This is a genomic window from Aquirufa rosea (genome assembly GCF_004118285.1).
Taxonomy (GTDB): Bacteria; Bacteroidota; Bacteroidia; order Cytophagales; family Spirosomataceae; genus Aquirufa; species Aquirufa rosea.
In genome coordinates, this window is record NZ_SDHY01000002.1 from 437,347 (window position 1) to 455,967 (window position 18,621).

General features: G+C 39.2%; 20 protein-coding genes. 6 read left to right on the forward strand and 14 right to left on the reverse strand.

Translation table 11 applies throughout. The annotated features are described in order from the left end of the window. Together ESB04_RS04900 and ESB04_RS04905 are read left to right on the forward strand one after the other, a co-directional pair. Positions 1 to 708, forward strand: a complete 708-nt coding sequence (locus ESB04_RS04900; protein ID WP_129026607.1) for an ABC transporter ATP-binding protein — start codon at positions 1 to 3, stop codon at positions 706 to 708. A gap of 308 nt (positions 709 to 1,016) precedes the next feature. After that, positions 1,017 to 1,625, forward strand: a complete 609-nt coding sequence (locus ESB04_RS04905; RefSeq protein WP_129026608.1) for a Crp/Fnr family transcriptional regulator — start codon at positions 1,017 to 1,019, stop codon at positions 1,623 to 1,625. Between the two features lie 448 nt (positions 1,626 to 2,073). On the opposite strand, the gene rplS is transcribed toward ESB04_RS04905, so the two are convergent. The 10 genes from rplS to purB all read right to left on the reverse strand — a co-directional run bounded on the left by rplS (position 2,074) and on the right by purB (position 10,890). Further along, complete coding sequence (rplS, locus tag ESB04_RS04910; protein ID WP_129026609.1) at positions 2,074 to 2,427, reverse strand: 50S ribosomal protein L19; 354 nt, start codon at positions 2,425 to 2,427, stop codon at positions 2,074 to 2,076. Positions 2,428 to 2,555: 128 nt separating this feature from the next. Then, the gene (gene trpA / locus ESB04_RS04915; protein WP_129026610.1) at positions 2,556 to 3,335 is read right to left on the reverse strand and encodes a tryptophan synthase subunit alpha; all 780 of its coding nucleotides are present in this window, start codon (positions 3,333 to 3,335) and stop codon (positions 2,556 to 2,558) included. Positions 3,336 to 3,338: 3 nt separating this feature from the next. Continuing rightward, positions 3,339 to 4,520, reverse strand: a complete 1,182-nt coding sequence (gene trpB, locus ESB04_RS04920) for a tryptophan synthase subunit beta (protein WP_205749471.1) — start codon at positions 4,518 to 4,520, stop codon at positions 3,339 to 3,341. Positions 4,521 to 4,529: 9 nt separating this feature from the next. Further along, positions 4,530 to 5,147, reverse strand: coding sequence for a phosphoribosylanthranilate isomerase (locus ESB04_RS12590; protein ID WP_205749472.1), 618 nt, complete (start codon positions 5,145 to 5,147; stop codon positions 4,530 to 4,532). A gap of 1 nt (position 5,148) precedes the next feature. Then, on the reverse strand, positions 5,149 to 5,937 hold the full coding sequence (gene trpC / locus ESB04_RS04925; protein WP_129026611.1) for an indole-3-glycerol phosphate synthase TrpC: 789 nt from the start codon (positions 5,935 to 5,937) through the stop codon (positions 5,149 to 5,151). Between the two features lies 1 nt (position 5,938). Further along, entirely contained in the window at positions 5,939 to 6,928 is a 990-nt protein-coding gene (gene trpD / locus ESB04_RS04930; protein WP_129026612.1) for an anthranilate phosphoribosyltransferase, read from the reverse strand. Positions 6,929 to 6,931: 3 nt separating this feature from the next. Next, positions 6,932 to 7,495, reverse strand: a complete 564-nt coding sequence (locus ESB04_RS04935) for an anthranilate synthase component II (RefSeq protein ID WP_129026613.1) — start codon at positions 7,493 to 7,495, stop codon at positions 6,932 to 6,934. Between the two features lie 6 nt (positions 7,496 to 7,501). Further along, positions 7,502 to 8,923: an anthranilate synthase component I family protein gene (locus ESB04_RS04940; protein WP_129026614.1), complete on the reverse strand. Its 1,422-nt coding sequence runs from the start codon at positions 8,921 to 8,923 to the stop codon at positions 7,502 to 7,504. Between the two features lie 205 nt (positions 8,924 to 9,128). After that, positions 9,129 to 9,521 carry a VOC family protein gene (locus tag ESB04_RS04945; protein ID WP_129026615.1) on the reverse strand — a complete coding sequence of 131 codons (393 nt, stop codon included), beginning with the start codon at positions 9,519 to 9,521 and terminating at the stop codon, positions 9,129 to 9,131. Positions 9,522 to 9,525: 4 nt separating this feature from the next. Next, positions 9,526 to 10,890, reverse strand: a complete 1,365-nt coding sequence (purB, locus tag ESB04_RS04950; RefSeq protein WP_129026616.1) for an adenylosuccinate lyase — start codon at positions 10,888 to 10,890, stop codon at positions 9,526 to 9,528. A gap of 118 nt (positions 10,891 to 11,008) precedes the next feature. Here purB and ESB04_RS04955 point away from each other — a divergent pair, with 118 nt between their 5' ends. Beyond that, a complete protein-coding gene (locus tag ESB04_RS04955; protein ID WP_129026617.1) occupies positions 11,009 to 12,037 on the forward strand; it encodes a sensor histidine kinase in 1,029 nt (342 codons plus the stop codon). 138 nt (positions 12,038 to 12,175) lie between these two features. Here ESB04_RS04955 and prfA read toward each other — a convergent pair whose 3' ends face one another. Then, positions 12,176 to 13,246 carry a peptide chain release factor 1 gene (prfA, locus tag ESB04_RS04960; RefSeq protein WP_129026618.1) on the reverse strand — a complete coding sequence of 357 codons (1,071 nt, stop codon included), beginning with the start codon at positions 13,244 to 13,246 and terminating at the stop codon, positions 12,176 to 12,178. Between the two features lie 96 nt (positions 13,247 to 13,342). Here prfA and ESB04_RS04965 point away from each other — a divergent pair, with 96 nt between their 5' ends. Then, positions 13,343 to 13,828, forward strand: a complete 486-nt coding sequence (locus tag ESB04_RS04965; protein WP_129026619.1) for a hypothetical protein — start codon at positions 13,343 to 13,345, stop codon at positions 13,826 to 13,828. Here the strand turns inward: ESB04_RS04965 and ESB04_RS04970 are convergent. Beyond that, complete coding sequence (locus ESB04_RS04970; protein WP_129026620.1) at positions 13,821 to 14,606, reverse strand: DUF2520 domain-containing protein; 786 nt, start codon at positions 14,604 to 14,606, stop codon at positions 13,821 to 13,823. The two genes, ESB04_RS04965 and ESB04_RS04970, sit on opposite strands and share 8 nt — an antisense overlap. A gap of 2 nt (positions 14,607 to 14,608) precedes the next feature. Next, positions 14,609 to 15,124 carry an HNH endonuclease gene (locus tag ESB04_RS04975; protein WP_129026621.1) on the reverse strand — a complete coding sequence of 172 codons (516 nt, stop codon included), beginning with the start codon at positions 15,122 to 15,124 and terminating at the stop codon, positions 14,609 to 14,611. 112 nt (positions 15,125 to 15,236) lie between these two features. Here ESB04_RS04975 and ESB04_RS04980 point away from each other — a divergent pair, with 112 nt between their 5' ends. Further along, positions 15,237 to 16,430, forward strand: coding sequence for a M20 metallopeptidase family protein (locus ESB04_RS04980; protein ID WP_129026671.1), 1,194 nt, complete (start codon positions 15,237 to 15,239; stop codon positions 16,428 to 16,430). On the opposite strand, the gene ESB04_RS04985 is transcribed toward ESB04_RS04980, so the two are convergent. Further along, positions 16,427 to 17,224 carry a Rossmann-fold NAD(P)-binding domain-containing protein gene (locus ESB04_RS04985; RefSeq protein WP_129026622.1) on the reverse strand — a complete coding sequence of 266 codons (798 nt, stop codon included), beginning with the start codon at positions 17,222 to 17,224 and terminating at the stop codon, positions 16,427 to 16,429. The genes ESB04_RS04980 and ESB04_RS04985 overlap by 4 nt on opposite strands. Before the next feature lie 139 nt (positions 17,225 to 17,363). Here ESB04_RS04985 and ESB04_RS04990 point away from each other — a divergent pair, with 139 nt between their 5' ends. After that, entirely contained in the window at positions 17,364 to 18,614 is a 1,251-nt protein-coding gene (locus ESB04_RS04990; protein ID WP_129026623.1) for a metallophosphoesterase, read from the forward strand. The last annotated feature ends 7 nt before the right edge of the window (positions 18,615 to 18,621 follow it).

The window sequence follows — 18,621 nt, forward strand, 5'->3', positions numbered from 1 at the left end:
ATGACTAAGATTATTGAAACTAAGAATATTTCCAAAAGATATATAATGGGCGAAGAGATTATTGATGCCCTCAAGAATATTAGTATTTCAGTAAACAAAGGTGAGTATGTCGCATTTATGGGCCCATCTGGTTCTGGCAAATCGACTTTAATGAATATCGTGGGTTGCCTAGACACCCCGAGTACCGGTAAGTATATATTAAACGGCCATGACGTGAGTGAAATGTCTGAAAATGAATTAGCCGCTGTTCGTAACAAAGAAATAGGCTTTGTATTCCAAACTTTTAACTTATTACCTAGGCAATCTGCCTTAGACAATGTTGCTCTACCATTAATTTATGCTGGTTATTCCAAAAAAGAGCGTAATGAAATTGCTATGGAAACTTTGAAAGGGGTGGGCTTAGACAATCGTGCCAACCATAAACCGAATGAGTTATCAGGTGGACAAAGACAAAGAGTGGCAGTTGCCAGGGCACTTGTGAATGATCCTTCCATTTTGCTCGCAGATGAACCAACTGGTAATCTAGACACCAAGACTTCTTATGAAATCATGGATTTATTTGACCAGTTGCACAAAAAAGGGAACACCATAGTAATGGTAACCCATGAAGATGATATTGCTCAATATGCACATCGCATTATACGCTTAAGAGATGGACTTATTGAATCTGACACTATTAATCAGAACGTTAGAAAAGTCATCAAATAACAGGTATTTGCTCACACAATACCTATAATTCATATATATATCAAGATTTATATTTGAGAATTATCAAATAATTTTCTTGCTAATTCGCAAGAAATTAAATTTCAGAACAGCTTTAAGACTTGTAACATTGGCATAATTCAAGGGTATTCATATCTTTGAATAGTTCTAATTGTATACTCATTGGGGAAATTAACATTTTCGATTATCATCCGAAATGGAATCAAGTCAAAAATCAATCCAGATTTTTCATTGATAAATTTGCCTCATGATATTTATTTTCCCCCTTTTAACCCTAATCTTCTGAATTTATGTCGAATATTGCTGCCCTAGAATCTTATCTAGACTCATTTAAATTATTGAACCCCAGTGAAATCAAACAACTAGGGAGTTATTTCAAACCAGCTAAATTTCAAAAAAATCAAATAATCATTGCCGAAGGAGAAATTAATAGCCGATTTTACTTTTTAACCTCTGGTTTACTCAGAGAGTATTCTTGGGTAGACCACCTAGATATGCCAGAACCTATTTCCAGGTGGTTCACATTGCCGGGGAAATTTGGTATTTCAGCAGAAAGCTTTTTCCATCAAACACCCAGTGAAATTACACTAGATGCCTTAAAAAAATCAGAATTATTTTATATGGAAAAAGAGGATCTAGAAAGGGCCTATATAGAAATCCCGCATTCGAACACGATTTGCCGCATTATATTACAAGAGAATCTCGTGCAGCATGAACGAATCACTTCATTTTTACATATCAGAAATACACAAATCAGGTATGAGGCCTTTCGAAAGGCATTCCGAGAAATGGACGAACAGGTTCCAGATAAATACAAAGCTTCTTTTCTAAATATGAGCCCTTCTGAGCTCAGCCGAGTTCGTAGAAAAATCATGGAAAACGGCTCCCTATTGAACTAATTGTTGCGTTTTATCAATTTTATTTATTGATTTTTCGCAAGTGTTTTTTGATTTGAATTTGCCAACTTTGTTCCAAGGTAATCAAATTAAAATCAATGATGTTGGTCAGAGATTTTAATTCTTACCGGCTGATAAGAGATATGTTTTAATTTGCAATCTGTGTTCTAAAATTTTTAATAAATGAAAATATTAGATCTACATTTATTACACATTTTTGAAACGAGTTTGGTCACTTCAATTTCAAAAATAATTGTTTATCTAATTACTCTTATTAGCCACCTAATCACTAATAATTTCTAATAAAATAGGAGGAGCCTCAAAATTCCTCCTGTTTGTGAGAAATGCCACGGAATCACAAGACTCTAGTACCCTTTAACATCTAACCACTAATAAAACAAAGAGCTGCTTTTTCAAGCAGCTCTTTCTATTTATACCGAGTTCAAACCTCTTATTTTTTCTTTTCTTTAACACGAGCAGATTTACCTTGCTTACCTCTCATGTAATATAAACGAGCCCTACGTACCTTACCACGACGTAACACCTCAATCTTGTCGATATTTGGCGACAAAATTGGAAAAATACGCTCAACACCAATTCCATTAGAAATTTTGCGAACTGTAAAAGTTTCGCCAGCACCAGAATTCTTGCGCTGAATAACTAATCCTTGGAAAACCTGAATACGCTCCTTGTTACCCTCACGGATCTTCACGTGAACGTTAATAGTGTCTCCTGCTGCAAATTCAGGATGCTCAGCTCTGCGAGCTGCATTTTCTGCTTCAACTAATTTAATTAAATCACTCATCTTAATAATTGTTCAAACTTTGGTGATTATCAGCGCTTAGCGGTCCAATCGTACATAAGCCATTCTGATTTGGGTTGCAAAGATAAGAAAAAATATCTTTTATAAAAAAGACAACCTAAAAAATCAAATTAATTTGTGCCCTTAATTTCTCGTACAAATGCAATGATATCCTTTTTCAAATCGCTTGATTTAGCCAATAACTTCACAAATGCACTTCCTATGATAGCTCCCGAAGCCGAACTAGATGCCTTCAAAAAGCTTTCTCGATCCGAAATTCCAAATCCAATCAGTCGAGGATTTTTCAAATTCATCTGATTAATCCTATCAAAATACAAAGCTTGCTCAGAACTAATCCCTGATTTTGCCCCCGTGGTGCTGGCAGAAGACACCATGTAAATAAAACCCTTACTCACAGCATCTATCTGATGAATGCGCTTATCCTTCGTTTGAGGAGTGATTAAAAATATATTATACAATCCATATTTTTCAAAAACTTCCCGATATTCCGCTTCATATTCCGCCATCGGCAAATCTGGCAAAATAAGACCATCAACCCCTACTTCTTGACATTTTTGACAAAACCTCTCCACTCCAAATTGTAATACTGGATTGATATATCCCATCAATAAAACGGGCACCTGCACCTTTTTCCGCAAATCCTTTAATTGCTCAAATAACAATGCCACGGTCATTCCTTGATCCAAAGAAATCTGATTTGACTGCTGAATGGTTTCTCCATCTGCAACTGGGTCAGAATATGGCATTCCAATCTCAATGATATCTACTCCTCCTTCTTGAAGAGCTTCTAAAACCAACATAGTATCTCCCAGTTTGGGAAATCCAGCTGTGGCATAAACATTCAATATTGGGCCCGATGCCTTCTCAAATACTGTTGAAATTCGATTCATCTACTACAATTTTAATCGTTGCTGATAAGTTGCCAAATCCTTATCTCCTCTACCTGATAAATTAATTACTACTATTTCCTGGGGCTTAGCCTGTAACTTGGGTAAAACTGCCAAGGCATGTGCTGATTCTAATGCTGGAATAATTCCCTCCAACTGGCTTAATTCTAAGGCGGAATCTAAAGCCTCCTCATCTGTAATATCATAAAAATGTGCCCTGCCTGTCTTAAATAAGTGGGCATGCATAGGACCAATGCCTGGATAATCTAAACCCGCTGAAATAGAATATGGCTCTATCACTTGTCCATCTTCCGTTTGCATCAATAAACTCCTACTACCATGTAAAACTCCTGACTTACCCAAAAAAGTAGTCGCTGCCGAATGCCCCGTACCGACTCCCTGACCCGCCGCTTCAGCAGCAATCAACTGTGTACGAGGTTCATCTAAAAAATGATAAAATGCACCAGCTGCATTGGAGCCTCCTCCCACACAAGCTAACACATAATCAGGGTAATTTCTTCCCTCTTTCTCCATCAACTGAGTCTTAATTTCCTCCGAAATAACTGACTGAAATCTAGCTACCATATCCGGATATGGATGAGGTCCCACTACAGAACCAATAATATAGTGTGTATCCACTGGATTATTTATCCAATGACGCATGGCTTCGTTAGTAGCATCTTTCAAGGTCTTTGAGCCCGATTGAGCCGCCACTACCTTGGCTCCTAACATACGCATTCTGGCTACATTGGGCGCTTGACGCTCTATATCAATGGCCCCCATGTACACAATACATTCCAAACCCATCAAGGCACAAACCGTGGCTGTGGCCACTCCGTGTTGACCTGCGCCGGTTTCGGCCACAATCTTATTTTTACCTAATCTTTTAGCTACTAAAATTTGTCCAATTGTATTGTTCACTTTATGCGCTCCCGTATGACATAAATCTTCCCGCTTCAAAAATATCTGGGTTTGGTATTTTTCGGATAAGCGCTTCGCCGCAAATAATGGCGTTGGCCTCCCCACAAAATCTCTTAATAAATCATGAAATTCCTGTTGAAATGAAGGTTCATTCATTATTTCCAAATAATGCGTCCTTAGTTCCTCTACATTTGGATATAGCATTTCGGGAATAAAGGCCCCGCCAAACTCCCCGTAATACCCTTTTTCATCAACTTGATATGTCATTGCCATAAACTAATTTTCAACTAATCTTTTTGATATTTTTTGCACTTCTATGATATCTTTCAAACCTGGATTTAGTTCTATTTTACTATTAAAATCCAAGGCATAAATGGGAAAGCTTTTACTTAATGTCAAAGCCTCCTCTAAATTCGTGAAACTCAAACCTCCTGCCAAAAAAAATGGCTTTCCCAACTGGTAAGCAGCTAATATCTGCCAATCAAAGCGTTCTCCAGTACCCCCAGTTTGCGAACCCTTTTTGGTATCAAACAAATAATAATCGGGTAGGTCACTTAAATTCTTCAAATCTCTTTCTTCAGCCACTGAAACCGCCTTCACCACTTTGATTCCTGCATTTTTCAACTCCAGCATTTCCTCTTCCGTTTCTTCCCCATGCAATTGCACCCAAGTAAATCCTGCCGATTCAGACAATTTCAAAATACTCGATACCGACCTATTCACAAATACTCCCACCGGAATCGTATCACCTAATAACTCTAAGGGAATACGGAAATCCTCTCCCACATACCTTGGTGAGGCTTCAGCCCAAATAAAACCCATGAAATCTGGGCGGAAATCAGCCACTTCCTGAATATTACTTGATTCCCGCATACCACAAACCTTCCACCTCATCTTATTCCTGATTTAAAAACTCCAATAAGGCCTTACCTGGCGCATCCGTTTTCATGAAACTTTCTCCAATCAAAAAACCGCGGTAGCCATATTCTCTTAATTCACTGATAGTCTTTGGCCCTGAAATACAACTCTCTGAAACCTTGATAAAACTTTGGGGAATTCTTTCGGCCAATCGCTTTGAAGTCTCTACATTTTGTTCCGAAAAATTTTTCAAATTACGATTATTAACGCCAACAATTGAAATAAAATCCCCCAAACTACGATCCAACTCCTGCTCATCATGCACTTCCAATAAAGTCTCCATGCCTAAAGACCTAGCCAAATTTCCTAAGTGCTTTATTTCATCAGGATTCAATGCCGCCGCAATCAATAAAATAACATCCGCACCCATCGCTTTTGCCTCAATGATTTGATATTCATCAACCATAAAATCTTTTCGTAGTATGGGAGTATTGGGATTGGCCCGACGAGCCAATTCGAAATCTTGGTCAGTCCCTCCGAAAAATGGATAATCCGTCAAAACGGACAAACAAGCTGCACCCGAAGCCACGTAGGCTTGAGTCACTTCTTCTACAGTCAATGCATCGTTAATGACCCCTTTAGAAGGAGATTTTCTCTTAAACTCAGCAATAATGCCCGTGCTAGCTGGCTGAACCAAGGAGGTGGACAAGGCATGGCAATTACGTGCAAAAAAGCCCGTCTTTTCCAAGTCCTTGGAGGAAACTCGCGACTTCCTTTCGGCAACTTCCTTTTTCTTAGATTCTAATATAGTAGCTAAAATACTCATACTAATCCATGATAAATTTCTTGAACACCTGAAAAGCTCTACCGCTTTCTAAGGATTCTTTGGCCATTAAATATCCGTCCGACAAATTATTCACCTTTCCTGCCACCAATAAAGCGGCTCCCGCATTAGCTAACACCACCTGTGTTTGTGCTGGACTTCCTTGTCTTTGTAAAATCTTGTATAACATATCGGCAGATTGCTCCACGTTAGCTCCACCATGAAGATCTTGAGATTGGAAAGTATCACAGGCAAAGTCTCCTGGTAAATACCTTTTTTCTCCAGCATTTGTCGTCAATAAAAAGGAACTAGTCAATGAAATCTCATCGTATCCATCTTCCCCAAATACAATCCCAAATTGATTTTCTCCTGATTGGTAAAATTGTACAAACAAATCATATACTTCCTTGGCATAAACCCCTGTCAATTGCTTCGTTACCAAGGCTGGATTCATTAATGGCCCCAATAAATTGAAAAAAGTCTTTATCCCTAATTCTTTACGGATAGGCCCTACATGTCGCATGGCTGGGTGAAACAAAGGTGCATGTAAAAAACATATCCCCGAAGATTCCATTTTGCGTTTCAAATAATTCGGGTCATTACTAAACTTGACACCTAAAAATTCTAAAACGGTTGAGGAACCTACTGCAGATGAAACACCATGATTCCCGTGCTTAGCAATCTTTTGCCCAGCCCCTACTACCACAAAAGAAGAAGTGGTACTAACATTGAAAGTATCCTTTCCATCTCCTCCCGTTCCACAAACATCCATGGCATCAAATTCCGTTAAGTCAATAGTGACAGCCAATTCCATCATAGCTGACACAAATCCCTTCAACTCTTGAACCTGAATTGGTGTGTACCAATAACTTGCAAGAAAAGCGGCAATCTGACTGGGATTAATTCCTCCTTGTCCTATTCTATATAACAAATCTCTTGCTTCAACTTCCGTCAAAGAATAACCCTGAACTCGCTTACTTAAAATCTCTCTCATCTCTTATTTAATCCAATTTTTAATCATTTGCAATCCGTGCTGAGTCAAGTAGGCTTCGGGATGAAACTGTACTCCTCGTACATCGTACGTTTGATGTGCCTCCGCCATGACAAATCCTTTATCATCTACTGCCGTAATTTTCAAATCTGTGGGCATCGTCTCAGGAATGACCGTCCATGAATGATACCGACATACCTCAAAACGAGTTGGAATTCCTTGAAATAATCGTTCATTAGGATCAGTAACCACACACTCGGTCGTCACCCCATGAAGGACTTCTCCCATATTCTGTAAGCTCGACCCGAAAGATTCCGCTATAGCCTGGTGACCTAAACAAACCCCTAAAATTCGTTTAGTGCTTGCATATTCCTTCAGCAAATCCAACATAATGCCCGCCTCCGAAGGAATTCCGGGTCCTGGGGAAAGCAATATGTGATCATAGGCATTCACTTCCTCCAAGGAGATTTTGTCATTTCTAAAGACGTCCACTTCAGCGCCAATCTCTTTCAATAAGTATACCAAATTGTATACAAATGAATCATAATTATCTATTACTAATACTTTCATGAATCTCTATGCTAAATTTTCTGCTACATCCAGCGCCTTTTTGAGAGCTGCTAGTTTATTGTGTATTTCTTGCATTTCACTGGCAACCACAGATTTAGCCACCACTCCCATTCCTGCTTGATAAAACAAGGTATTTCCCTTGCTTAAAAAGGTTCTGATGGCGATGGCATGGTTGAAATTACCCTCAAAATCCATAAAGCCAATGGCTCCTCCATAAATATGGCGGTTGGTAGGCTCCAAACGATTGATGATGGTCATGGCATTATGCTTAGGTGCACCACTCAATGTTCCCGCAGGAAAAGTATCTGCCACCATTTGTAATGGATTAACTCCTTTTTGCAAAGTACCTGTCACTTTTGATACCAAATGAATCACATGGGAAAAAAACTGCACTTCTTTAAAGGTTTCCACCTGAACATTATCGGCACTTCTGCTCAAATCATTTCTCGCCAAATCTACCAACATCACGTGCTCGGCAGACTCTTTTGGGTCCGCAATCAACGCTTGTGCCAGTTCAGCATCCTTGGCATCATCCCCTGTCCGACGGAAGGTACCAGCTATTGGATGAATTTCGGCTAATCGATGATCAATCTTTATTTGTTTCTCTGGCGAAGCCCCGAAAATTCGATATTGCTCATAGTCAAAAAAGAACAAATAAGGAGAAGGATTTACCGATCTCAATGCGCGGTAAACTTGAAATTCATCTCCTTTAAAATCTTGACTAAATCTTCTTGAGGGAACAATTTGAAATACATCTCCACGTAAACAATGTTTGATACAGGTTTTAACTATTTCCTCGGTTTGAGCCTCCGTCAAATTACTTTTCTCCTCACCCAACCTTTGAAATGGCTCCAAGGTATAATGTGGCATCTCCAAATGATATTTAATGGGGTCCAAACTGGCTGCCTTTCCTTCCTCATAGCTATGCGCATACCAAGTCATTTGATTATTAAAATGATTCAAGGCAACCACATATCGGTATACATGGTACCTTATAGAAGGTATGGCAGTTTCAGGATTTTTTTCCTGGATTTGAATATCTTCAAAATACGTGACCGCATCATAACTAATATGGCCAAAAAGACCATTCGACATGGGAGAGTCTCCTGTTTCTTTTTGGTAAGAAAATCTAGCAGAAAAATCTTGTAATACTTTTACGGCATCCTGCGGCTTTTCTAGTCGAAATGTCTCTATTGTTCCATCGGGAAAGGTCTGAGTTACTATTTGTTGGTCTAATACGAAACTCGCCACTGGATCAAAAGCAATGTGAGAATAACCATGCTCTCTACCATGGTAATCAGCACTTTCTAGGATAACAGAGTTTTTATAATGATTCCTAATTTTCAAAAATATACCTATAGGTGTTAACGTGTCTGCTAACAAAGTTTTCCTAGTGGTATGTACGTTAAATATATGTGAACTGGACATGAGGGCTATTAACAAATTAAAATAAAAAGGCTTACTGAGAACAGCAAGCCTTGAGTAAAACATATCATATACACACAGCAAAACTGTTCAAGGAGTTTTTAGCCTTGCCACCAGTTGTTATTGTGTGTCGTTTTATTCATTTCTATAATAATTTGATGCAAATGTAAACTGAAATATGGGAAATCAAAATTTCCGATAAAAAAAACTAGTCTTTCCTTTCTACTAAATCCCACAAATTACCGTATAAATCAGCAAAAACAGCCACTTTCCCATATTCTTCCACACTAGCTTCTCGGATGATTTGTACTCCATTTTGCAACAATCGATCATAATCTCTGTCAAAATCATCCGTATGCAAAAACAAGAAAACACGACCTCCTGTTTGATTTCCAACCCGAGATGTTTGTTCCTCGTTAGCTGCTTTTGCCAATAACAATTGGCATGAACCTTCTCCTACGGGCTTTACTACAACCCAACGTTTGGTGGGGCTCATAGTTGTATCCTCTACTAATTCAAACCCTAGCTTTTCCGTATAAAAAGCAATGGCCTCATCGTAATCATCTACCACTAAGGATAATTGGGCAATGCGCTGATTCATGGATTTAGTTTTCGTCTCTACCTACGAAATTGAACGGGGAAATCACCAAAAGTTCGGCCTTGACTGCATCTGAAACCGCCAATCCTTGTATAAAATCATGAAAAACTTGTTGGTCAATTTTTCCATGATGACGCGTCAACTCTTTCAATGCCTCATAAGGCTTTGGATAGGATTCACGACGTAAAACCGTTTGAATTGCCTCCGCAATTACCACCCAGTTTTCCTCTAAATCTTGATGAATTTTCACTTCGTTCAACTCCAATTTACCCAAGCCTCTTTGCAAGGAAGTCAAGGAGATCAAGATGTGTGCCAATGGCGTTCCTACATTTCTTAATACGGTTGAATCGGTCAAATCCCTTTGTAATCTGGAAATGGGTAATTTGGCAGACAAAAACTCTAAGAGCGCATTAGCTATCGCCAAGTTTCCTTCGGCATTTTCAAAGTCGATGGGATTTACTTTATGTGGCATAGCAGAGGAGCCAATCTCTCCTGCCTTAATTTTTTGCTTGAAATAGCCCATAGAAACATAGGACCAAATGTCCCGTGCCAAATCAACCAAGATGGTATTTAGGCGTTTCAAACCATCAAAATATGCAGCTAGATTATCGTAATGCTCTATTTGGGTGGTGTATTTACTGCGCTGAATTCCAAATTTATTCGCTAATAATTTAGCTCCAAAATCTGGCCAATTGATGTTTGGAAAAGCCACATGATGTGCATTGAAATTTCCCGTAGCCCCACCGAATTTACCCGTAAATGGCACCTGAGCTAACAATTCCAATTGCTTTTCTAAACGCTCTACAAACACTTGTATTTCCTTACCTAAACGAGTAGGAGAAGCTGGCTGACCATGTGTATGTGCTAACATGGGAATATTTTTCCATTCTTTTGCCAAAGTAGCTAGTTGTTCTTTTACTTGACTATACGCTGGTAAAATAGCGGCACGATGCGCCTCCACTAGGGACATAGGAATGGCCGTATTATTAATATCTTGAGAAGTCAATCCAAAATGGATAAACTCTAGGTAAGACGACAAATCTCCAAAGCGGGAAAATCCTAGCATCTGCTCTTTGATGAAATACTCTACCGCCTTTACATCGTGATTGGTCTCTTTTTCTTTTTCTTTAATCCAAAGAGCATCCTGCTCGGAGAATTGCTGATAAATACCACGTAATGCAGGAATAGCGTCTTTCGGAAAAGAAGCCAAAGGAGCCAAAGGAATTTCGCATAGAGCAATGAAATACTCTATTTCAACTCGTACACGATATTGAATCAATCCATACTCCGAAAAATAAGGTGATAAAACTTCCGTTTGCTTTCTGTAGCGGCCATCCACGGGAGAGATGGCGGTTAAACGATTTAATTCCATGGTATTTTTTCTAAAGCGTAAAGGTACAAAAATGTGTGCAAAACCCGATTATTCTAAAACAAATGGGCTTATGGTTCCCCAAAAGAAATTTAAATCGTAACTTGATTCAAAAAACAGCATGTTAAGCCCACGATACCTTTCCTTACTTTTGGCATTCGTCATTGCTGGGGTTTGTACCTCTTTCTTGTCGTTTTTACCTAATACCGATTTCACTATCCTTTTTATTAGTTTCATCAGTTCTTTCATCTTTGGGAGTGCCGTGATTTATTTTGCCTTAGACAATTTGGTTTTTAAGGAAGTCAACAAATTATACGACCGAATCAAACAAATTAAAAAGAAGAATTTCTCGGTCATTCCGCGCAAACAATTGATTGAAAAAGAAAACCCCATTGAATTATTGAAGGAGGAGTTAAACTCCTACGTGACCACCAAAGAAGATGAGGTAAAAGAACTTAAAAAAGCGGCTAAATACCGTCAGGAATTTTTGGCAGATGTGTCTCATGAGTTAAAAACACCCATTTTTGCCGCACAGGGATTTGTTCATACTTTATTGGACAATCCAGAGGAGGATCCTGAAATCAGAAAACGATTCCTGGAAAAAGCCGCCAAAAGTCTGGATGGATTGGACATTTTGGTAAAGGATTTATTAACTGTTTCTCAAATTGAAACTGGGGCCATTAAAATTGACAAAAAAGCCTTGGATTTAAAGCCTTTGGTATTGGAGATTTTTGAGCAATTAGAAGCTAAGGCCAAGTCAAAAAATATCGAATTGAAGCTGATTGGTCACCCTGGTCCTGTTTTAGTTAAGGCCGACTACCAACGTATCAGTCAGGTACTTGTTAATTTAATAGACAATGGCATCAAATATGGACATCAGGATGGAAAAGTAACCGTGCACTTGGAGGAAAAGAAAAAGGCATTTTTAATAATGGTGAAAGATAATGGACCTGGTGTGCCTGCGGAACATTTGCCTCGATTGTTTGAAAGATTCTATCGAGTAGATAAAAGTCGAGCTAAGCTAAATGGTGGTTCCGGACTAGGCTTATCCATTGTCAAACATATCATCCAGGCACACAATAGCAAAATATCCGTTTTCTCTAAAGTAGATAAAGGAACCTCCTTTCAATTCAAATTGGAGAAGGCCTGAAATTCTAACGTTGTCAAGGTTTAAAACCTTAACAACGTTGAGCAAATTAATTTTATTTCAATTTCCTCATCAGTTACTTGATAATAAAAGCGGCCTCATTTTGATAAATAAGGCCGCTTTTATTTAAAAACAAATCCCTTACATCGAGCCTTCTTTTAAACGCTCTGCGTTTTCAGCTATACGTAATTGCTCTATAAACTCTCCAATCTCACCATCCATTACTACAGGTAAATTATAAACCGTTAAGCCTATGCGGTGGTCTGTCACACGCCCCTGCGGATAATTATAAGTTCTAATTTTGTCTGATCGATCTCCAGAACCTACCATGGACTTTCTATTTCCAGCTATTTCTGCATTTCTCTTCTCTAATTCAATCTCATACAACCTTGAGCGCAAAACCGTCATAGCTTTTTCAAAATTCTTTATCTGAGATCTTTCGTCTTGACATTGCACAACCAATCCTGAAGGAATATGGGTTACACGAACAGCCGAATAAGTGGTATTTACGGATTGTCCACCCGCTCCAGAAGAACAAAATGTGTCTTTTCTGATATCATTCATATTAATCTGAACATCCACTTCATCTGCCTCTGGCATCACTGCCACCGTGGCGGCAGAAGTATGAATTCTACCAGCTGATTCAGTGGCTGGGACACGCTGAACACGATGAACACCTGATTCAAATTTCAGTTTTGCATACACATCTTCTCCCTGAACTGAAACGATAATTTCCTTAAAGCCGCCTGCAGTCCCCTCGGTAAAATCCATGATTTGGAATGTCCAACCCATCTTTTCAGCATACCGCTGGTACATACGGAACAAATCCCCCGCAAAAATTGATGCTTCATCACCGCCTGTACCACCCCTAATTTCTAAAATACAATCTTTGGAATCATTTGGATCCTTAGGAATTAACATCTCTTTGAGAAGCTCCTGCATTTCCTTTTCTTGTGGAACCAATGTCTCTAATTCAGCCTTGGCCATATCTCTGAAATCCTCGTCCTTCTCCGTGGCAATTACTTCTTTTGCCTCATCGATGGATTTCAATAAATTCAAATATGCGGCGTATTGATCTACAATCTTTTGTAAATCTTTGTATTCTTTACTTAAAGTCTTGAATTTCTTTAAATCGGAAACGATTTCCGGCATGGCAATTTGCTGCTCTACTTCTAAGAATCTTTCCCTGATGGCCTCCAATTGCTCCAACATACTTGTATAAAAATTTAAAATTACCCGCAAAGATAACAATTAAATTCATTGCCCTTTCTGCTTGTAAAGAATACCTTTGTGCATCAATTTAATCTCATGAAGAAATTTCTTTCCGCGGCTAGCTTAATAATAGTTATTATCCACCTTCAAAGCTGCGATTTTTCCAAGCGCATTGATACCAGTGCGGCAGTCAAAGAAATGAAAATGCGTCAAGTGAAGAGAATTCTTCCACAAGACATCACCAATAAGGCAGATACATGGGGGCAAGAAATTCAAGCGCTCATAGAAAATCCTAAAAACCAAATTAGCCTAGATAGTATTGCTAAAAAATTCCAAGTAAAAATTCAATCAGGAGATGCCGAAAATTTAAAGAAGCTACATAAGGATAAGAAAATTCTAGAAACATTAGATGCTTTGGCCTACAGCCAATCATTACAGCAGGATATCCCACCTAGTATTCAGAAAAATAGCCAGGGAGATAGCTTATACTACCTTTTCATCGACAAAAAATCCAAGGTAGTACTGGTAGGATTTAGCAAGTCTCAAATTATTTTAAATATCGACAAGCCTTTCATTAAGTAGCCTTCATCAGCTGCTGAACCATGTTACGGTACACTTCCTGAAGCTCGATGCTGGACAAGTAGGATTGCTGTTCAATCATTAAACGGCCATCTTTAAAAGATTGCGCCTCTATTTGATCCTGAACCGGTAAGTTTTTAAAATAGGATTGTACATAGTTTTGTATCAAGCCTTGAAGCAAGGAGGTATCCAACTCAATGGAATGCAATAATCGACTTGCCTCATTCCATAGCTGCTGCGTAAATATTCCAGCTAATAACATAGACAGGTAAATCTTCTTTCTTTCTTGCCCATTGACCAAATACATGGCATCGGTAATATCTTTGGCTAATTGCACTGACAAGGCTTCAGTTTCCTCCACCAATACCTCCAAGCAAATAGGCATGTGGGATAAATTAATTTTCCTACCTGACTGCAAATGTTGAACCGGGAAAAACACCCCTAACTGATTCGTACTTTCTCTGGCGGGATCGTACCAAATGGACGCTTCAGCTAATAAAACTGTCCCAGATACCAAGAGAAGTGTGGCATACTTAGGAAGCAATAATTCCTTTAACACTACGGGGTAAGCCATGTCTGGAACGCACAAAAAGAAAACGCTGGATTTGGATTCGGAAAAATCTAAATGTTCTTGAACTTTAGCATTATATAAATAAGTAACCAAGTCCTTGGCCTTGGCTGGATCTCTACTAAAGACTTCTTGCACACTATGACCCGCATTTTCTAAAGCCTGCGACAAATGCCAGGCCACATGACCAGCACCAATAAAAGAAATATTCATGCTTAAATTATTTGCTCCATTTTAGATCCAACAAAAGGTACCCATTGCTGATCCAAAATTCCAGAAAAATTACGCAAAAACATAACAAATGATGGCTTAAATGGACGCCGCCTCAATGTCATACCTGCTTCTTCAGGAGTAAGATCTCCTTTTTTTGAATTACAATATTTACATGCAGTGGTTAAATTATCCCAGGAAGTTCTGCCTTGTCTAGATTTAGGCATCACATGATCCAAGGTCAAATGGTCTTTCGAACCACAATATTGACACATACTATCATCTCGCTTGAAGATATTCTGCCTGCTTAAGACCACCCCTTTATAAGGGAAATAAACATAACGATTTAAGCGAATGACGGATGGAAATGGAAAAGTTTGCGAGATAGAATGAAGTTTTTCTGTCGTTGATTCTGCCACTAATTCTGCCTTATTCAGGTAAACTAGCAAAAAAGCTTTGGGCATGGAACAAATGGTTAAGGCGCTGTAATCTTGATTTAAGACTAAAACTTTCCGACTCATAAGACAAAAGATTAAAGGTGAACAAGCTCCCTACACATCCCTTGTCTTTAAAGTTAAGAAAAAAACTCTTTGAAGCAATATTTTGTAGATTTGTAAAAAATTAAATTTTATGATGTCCAGTCTTCTAAAAAAGATACAGGAACTAGCTGAGCAGCAGGCAAATGCAAATATTTCTGCCCGTCGCCATCTACATTCACACCCCGAACTCTCCTTTCATGAATTTGAGACACAGGCTTATGTGGAAAAACAATTGCAGGAAATGGGTATTTCCACCGAACGTATCGCCACTACCGGGGTTATAGCTATCATTGAAGGAAGAAATCCTAGCAAAAAAGTAGTTGCTTTGAGGGCTGACATGGATGCTTTACCTATCCAAGAAACCAACGATATATCCTATAAATCCCAAAAACCGGGCGTGATGCATGCCTGTGGTCACGATGTGCATACCTCTTCCCTGTTAGGAAGTGCCCGAATTTTACAGGCGGTGAAAGACGAATTTGAAGGAACAATTAAACTACTATTCCAGCCAGCAGAGGAAAAGGCCCCCGGTGGAGCTAGCATCATGATCGAGGAAGGAGCATTGAGTAATCCGAGTCCTTCGGGTATATTGGGACAGCACGTGGCAACGAACATCCCTGTAGGAAAAGTTGGCTTTAGAGAGGGCATGTATATGGCTAGTGCCGATGAATTGTATTTAACTGTAAAAGGGAAAGGTGGTCATGGAGCTATGCCTGATCAGTGCATTGACCCGATTGTCATAGCCTCGCACATCATCATAGCTATGCAGCAAATCATTTCTAGGAATAAAAACCCTAGACTTCCTTCGGTACTTAGCTTTGGTAAATTCATTGCTGAAGGGGCTACGAATGTGATACCCAATGAGGTAAAGATAGAAGGAACTTTCCGTGCCATGGACGAAGAATGGAGAGCCGAAGGATTGGCCAAAATGAAGAAGCTGGCAGAAGGAATTGCGGAATCCATGGGAGGCTCATGTGACTTTCATGTCTTAAAAGGCTATCCCTTCCTAAAAAACAATCCTGAGTTAACTCGCAGAATGAAGGCAGCAGCCATCGAGTATTTAGGCGAGGAACATGTGATTGACCTGGACATTTGGATGGCGGCAGAAGACTTTGCTTTTTATACGCACCATGTGGATGCCTGCTTCTATCGACTAGGAATTCGAAACGACCAACAAGGTATCATTCACGGCGTTCATACCCCTAACTTTAATATCGACGAAAAAGCCTTACATATAGGTCCGGGGCTCATGGCATGGCTAGCCATTCAGGAGCTCAATATGGCTTAGTTTTCCAAGGGAAACCATAATGGATCGGGGTATTGAAATGTATATTTTAATGCCCCGATGATTTTATCTGAACTAACTATTTTAGCGGGCTCTGCATCCTCTATACTACCTTGTGGCTTTGGCAAATTTCGCATCTCGCACTCCTTGAAAACAAGTTCAGATTTAATCGGATGAAAGGGTGCCACTACATTATATATACCTATGATGGATGGAACTAAACTCTGAGAAATAATTTCTAGCACATCCACACGATGGACATAATTAACAGGATGGTTTGCCGCAGGTATCGTTTTTCCCGAATAGTACTTAGCTACAAATCGATTACCCCCCATGAGTCCGCCTAAACGGAGGATTAACCAAGGACTCTGAAGTTCCATGAATATCTTTTCAGCCTGACTCATCATATTATCTTCGACCTCAGACTGCTCATCTACCACGCCATGAACAGACTTATACACCGAGGTAGATGACAAAAAGATAATTTTTTGATACTTTCTTTTATTGGCCAATCGAATGAAATCGGTGATTATTTCCAAATAAAATGTATCCCCATGCTCTTTTCGTCTAGGGGGAATTGTCCAAATAAGTATATCCGCTTCTAACATTGGTTGCCATGCTTCATCTGACATGTGGAGTTCTGCCCTCCATGATAACAACCTGATTTCCTTATTTTGTATTAAGCTGCTTTGGGACGATTGGCTCATTTGGACCGAATATCCCTTTGCAACGAGTGTTTCAGCCAATGGAACACCTATCCAACCTCCTCCTAAAATGGAAATATGTAACTTATTCATTAAAAATGGGAACAAAAAAATCCATCAAGTAGTTTAAAGAAACAAATTAACGAGGATTATAACTCGATAAACACCATTCATCCAGATTAATTTTGAAAATAGCTAGCAATAGCCCTACTTGCCATTCTATATTACCCATATGAATAAACTATTTTTTATTCCTTTCATGAGCTTGATTTTACTCGCCATCGACTACTATGTTTGGCAAGCATTCAAAACAAGCTTCCAACACCAAAGTAACTCCACACAACAGATAGTTCGTTGGGTATATTGGAGCATTTCTGGCGGCATCATTTTAGGCATATTAGGATACAACTTCCTCCCATTAGCATTTTGGAACAAAACCCTCCGCACGTTTTTCATGGCCAGCGTCATGATTACCGTATTCTCCAAGCTTTTTGTACTTATATTTTTATTCATTGAAGATATCACTCGAATTATTCGTTGGGCCTTCACCAATAAAAATTTAGACATCATTCCTGGAGAACCTGCTCCGGGACAAATCAGTCGAAGTGAATTTTTATCAAAAACGGCATTGGCTGTTGGAGCTGTACCTGCCGCTACTTTTACCTTTGGTATCCTTTCTGGCGCACATGATTATCGAGTAGAACAGGTTAGTTTAAAAATACCTAACCTTCCCAAATCCTTTGATGGTTTACGCATAGCCCAATTGTCTGATATCCATTCGGGTAGTTTTTACAACAAAAGAGCGGTTCAAGGCGGTGTGGACATGGTGAAACGAGAGAAAGCTGATTTACTATTTTTCACCGGCGACTTGGTAAACAATGAAGCCAAAGAAGTAGAAGATTATTTCCAAATGTTCTCCAAATTATCTGCACCATTGGGTGTTTATAGTACCCTGGGTAATCATGATTATGGTGACTATGTTCGTTGGAAAAGTCCACAAGCCAAAAGACAAAACCTGCAAGATTTAATGAAAGCGCATGAATTAATGGGCTGGAATTTATTGATGGATGAAAATAAAATCATTGAGGAATCAGGAGAAAAATTGGCTTTGATCGGTGTACAAAATATTGGAGTAGGTCGTTTCCCTTGGTACGGAAATTTAGCTAAAGCCTACCAAGGCTCAGAAGAAGCTAGCACTAAATTATTGTTATCCCATGATCCGACACACTGGAACGCAGAGGTAACTAAAAAATACCAGGATATAGATGTGGCATTCGCAGGTCATACGCATGGCACCCAATTTGGAGTTAAAGTAGGTGATTTTACCTGGTCACCAGCACAATATGTTTACAAACAATGGGCTGGCCTTTATCAAGAAGGACAACAACAATTATATGTAAACCGCGGATTTGGATACATTGGTTACCCTGGACGAGTGGGTATGCCACCAGAAATTTCAGTCTTTACACTGAAAAGAGGATAATGGCAGA

Bases quoted from the DNA above. Each gene is read 5' to 3' on its own strand.
- ESB04_RS04955 (WP_129026617.1), top strand. From the start codon at position 11,009: ATGTTAAGCCCACGATACCTTTCCTTACTTTTGGCATTCGTCATTGCT.
- ESB04_RS04900 (WP_129026607.1), top strand. From the start codon at position 1: ATGACTAAGATTATTGAAACTAAGAATATTTCCAAAAGATATATAATG.
- ESB04_RS04905 (WP_129026608.1), top strand. From the start codon at position 1,017: ATGTCGAATATTGCTGCCCTAGAATCTTATCTAGACTCATTTAAATTA.
- ESB04_RS04935 (WP_129026613.1), bottom strand. From the start codon at position 7,495: ATGAAAGTATTAGTAATAGATAATTATGATTCATTTGTATACAATTTG.
- trpC (WP_129026611.1), bottom strand. From the start codon at position 5,937: ATGAGTATTTTAGCTACTATATTAGAATCTAAGAAAAAGGAAGTTGCC.
- purB (WP_129026616.1), bottom strand. From the start codon at position 10,890: ATGGAATTAAATCGTTTAACCGCCATCTCTCCCGTGGATGGCCGCTAC.
- ESB04_RS12590 (WP_205749472.1), bottom strand. From the start codon at position 5,147: ATGAGGTGGAAGGTTTGTGGTATGCGGGAATCAAGTAATATTCAGGAA.
- trpA (WP_129026610.1), bottom strand. From the start codon at position 3,335: ATGAATCGAATTTCAACAGTATTTGAGAAGGCATCGGGCCCAATATTG.
- ESB04_RS04945 (WP_129026615.1), bottom strand. From the start codon at position 9,521: ATGAATCAGCGCATTGCCCAATTATCCTTAGTGGTAGATGATTACGAT.
- ESB04_RS04970 (WP_129026620.1), bottom strand. From the start codon at position 14,606: ATGAATATTTCTTTTATTGGTGCTGGTCATGTGGCCTGGCATTTGTCG.
- ESB04_RS04990 (WP_129026623.1), top strand. From the start codon at position 17,364: ATGAATAAACTATTTTTTATTCCTTTCATGAGCTTGATTTTACTCGCC.
- ESB04_RS04975 (WP_129026621.1), bottom strand. From the start codon at position 15,124: ATGAGTCGGAAAGTTTTAGTCTTAAATCAAGATTACAGCGCCTTAACC.
- rplS (WP_129026609.1), bottom strand. From the start codon at position 2,427: ATGAGTGATTTAATTAAATTAGTTGAAGCAGAAAATGCAGCTCGCAGA.
- ESB04_RS04985 (WP_129026622.1), bottom strand. From the start codon at position 17,224: ATGAATAAGTTACATATTTCCATTTTAGGAGGAGGTTGGATAGGTGTT.
- trpD (WP_129026612.1), bottom strand. From the start codon at position 6,928: ATGAGAGAGATTTTAAGTAAGCGAGTTCAGGGTTATTCTTTGACGGAA.
- ESB04_RS04940 (WP_129026614.1), bottom strand. From the start codon at position 8,923: ATGTCCAGTTCACATATATTTAACGTACATACCACTAGGAAAACTTTG.
- ESB04_RS04980 (WP_129026671.1), top strand. From the start codon at position 15,237: ATGTCCAGTCTTCTAAAAAAGATACAGGAACTAGCTGAGCAGCAGGCA.
- prfA (WP_129026618.1), bottom strand. From the start codon at position 13,246: ATGTTGGAGCAATTGGAGGCCATCAGGGAAAGATTCTTAGAAGTAGAG.
- ESB04_RS04965 (WP_129026619.1), top strand. From the start codon at position 13,343: ATGAAGAAATTTCTTTCCGCGGCTAGCTTAATAATAGTTATTATCCAC.
- trpB (WP_205749471.1), bottom strand. From the start codon at position 4,520: ATGACATATCAAGTTGATGAAAAAGGGTATTACGGGGAGTTTGGCGGG.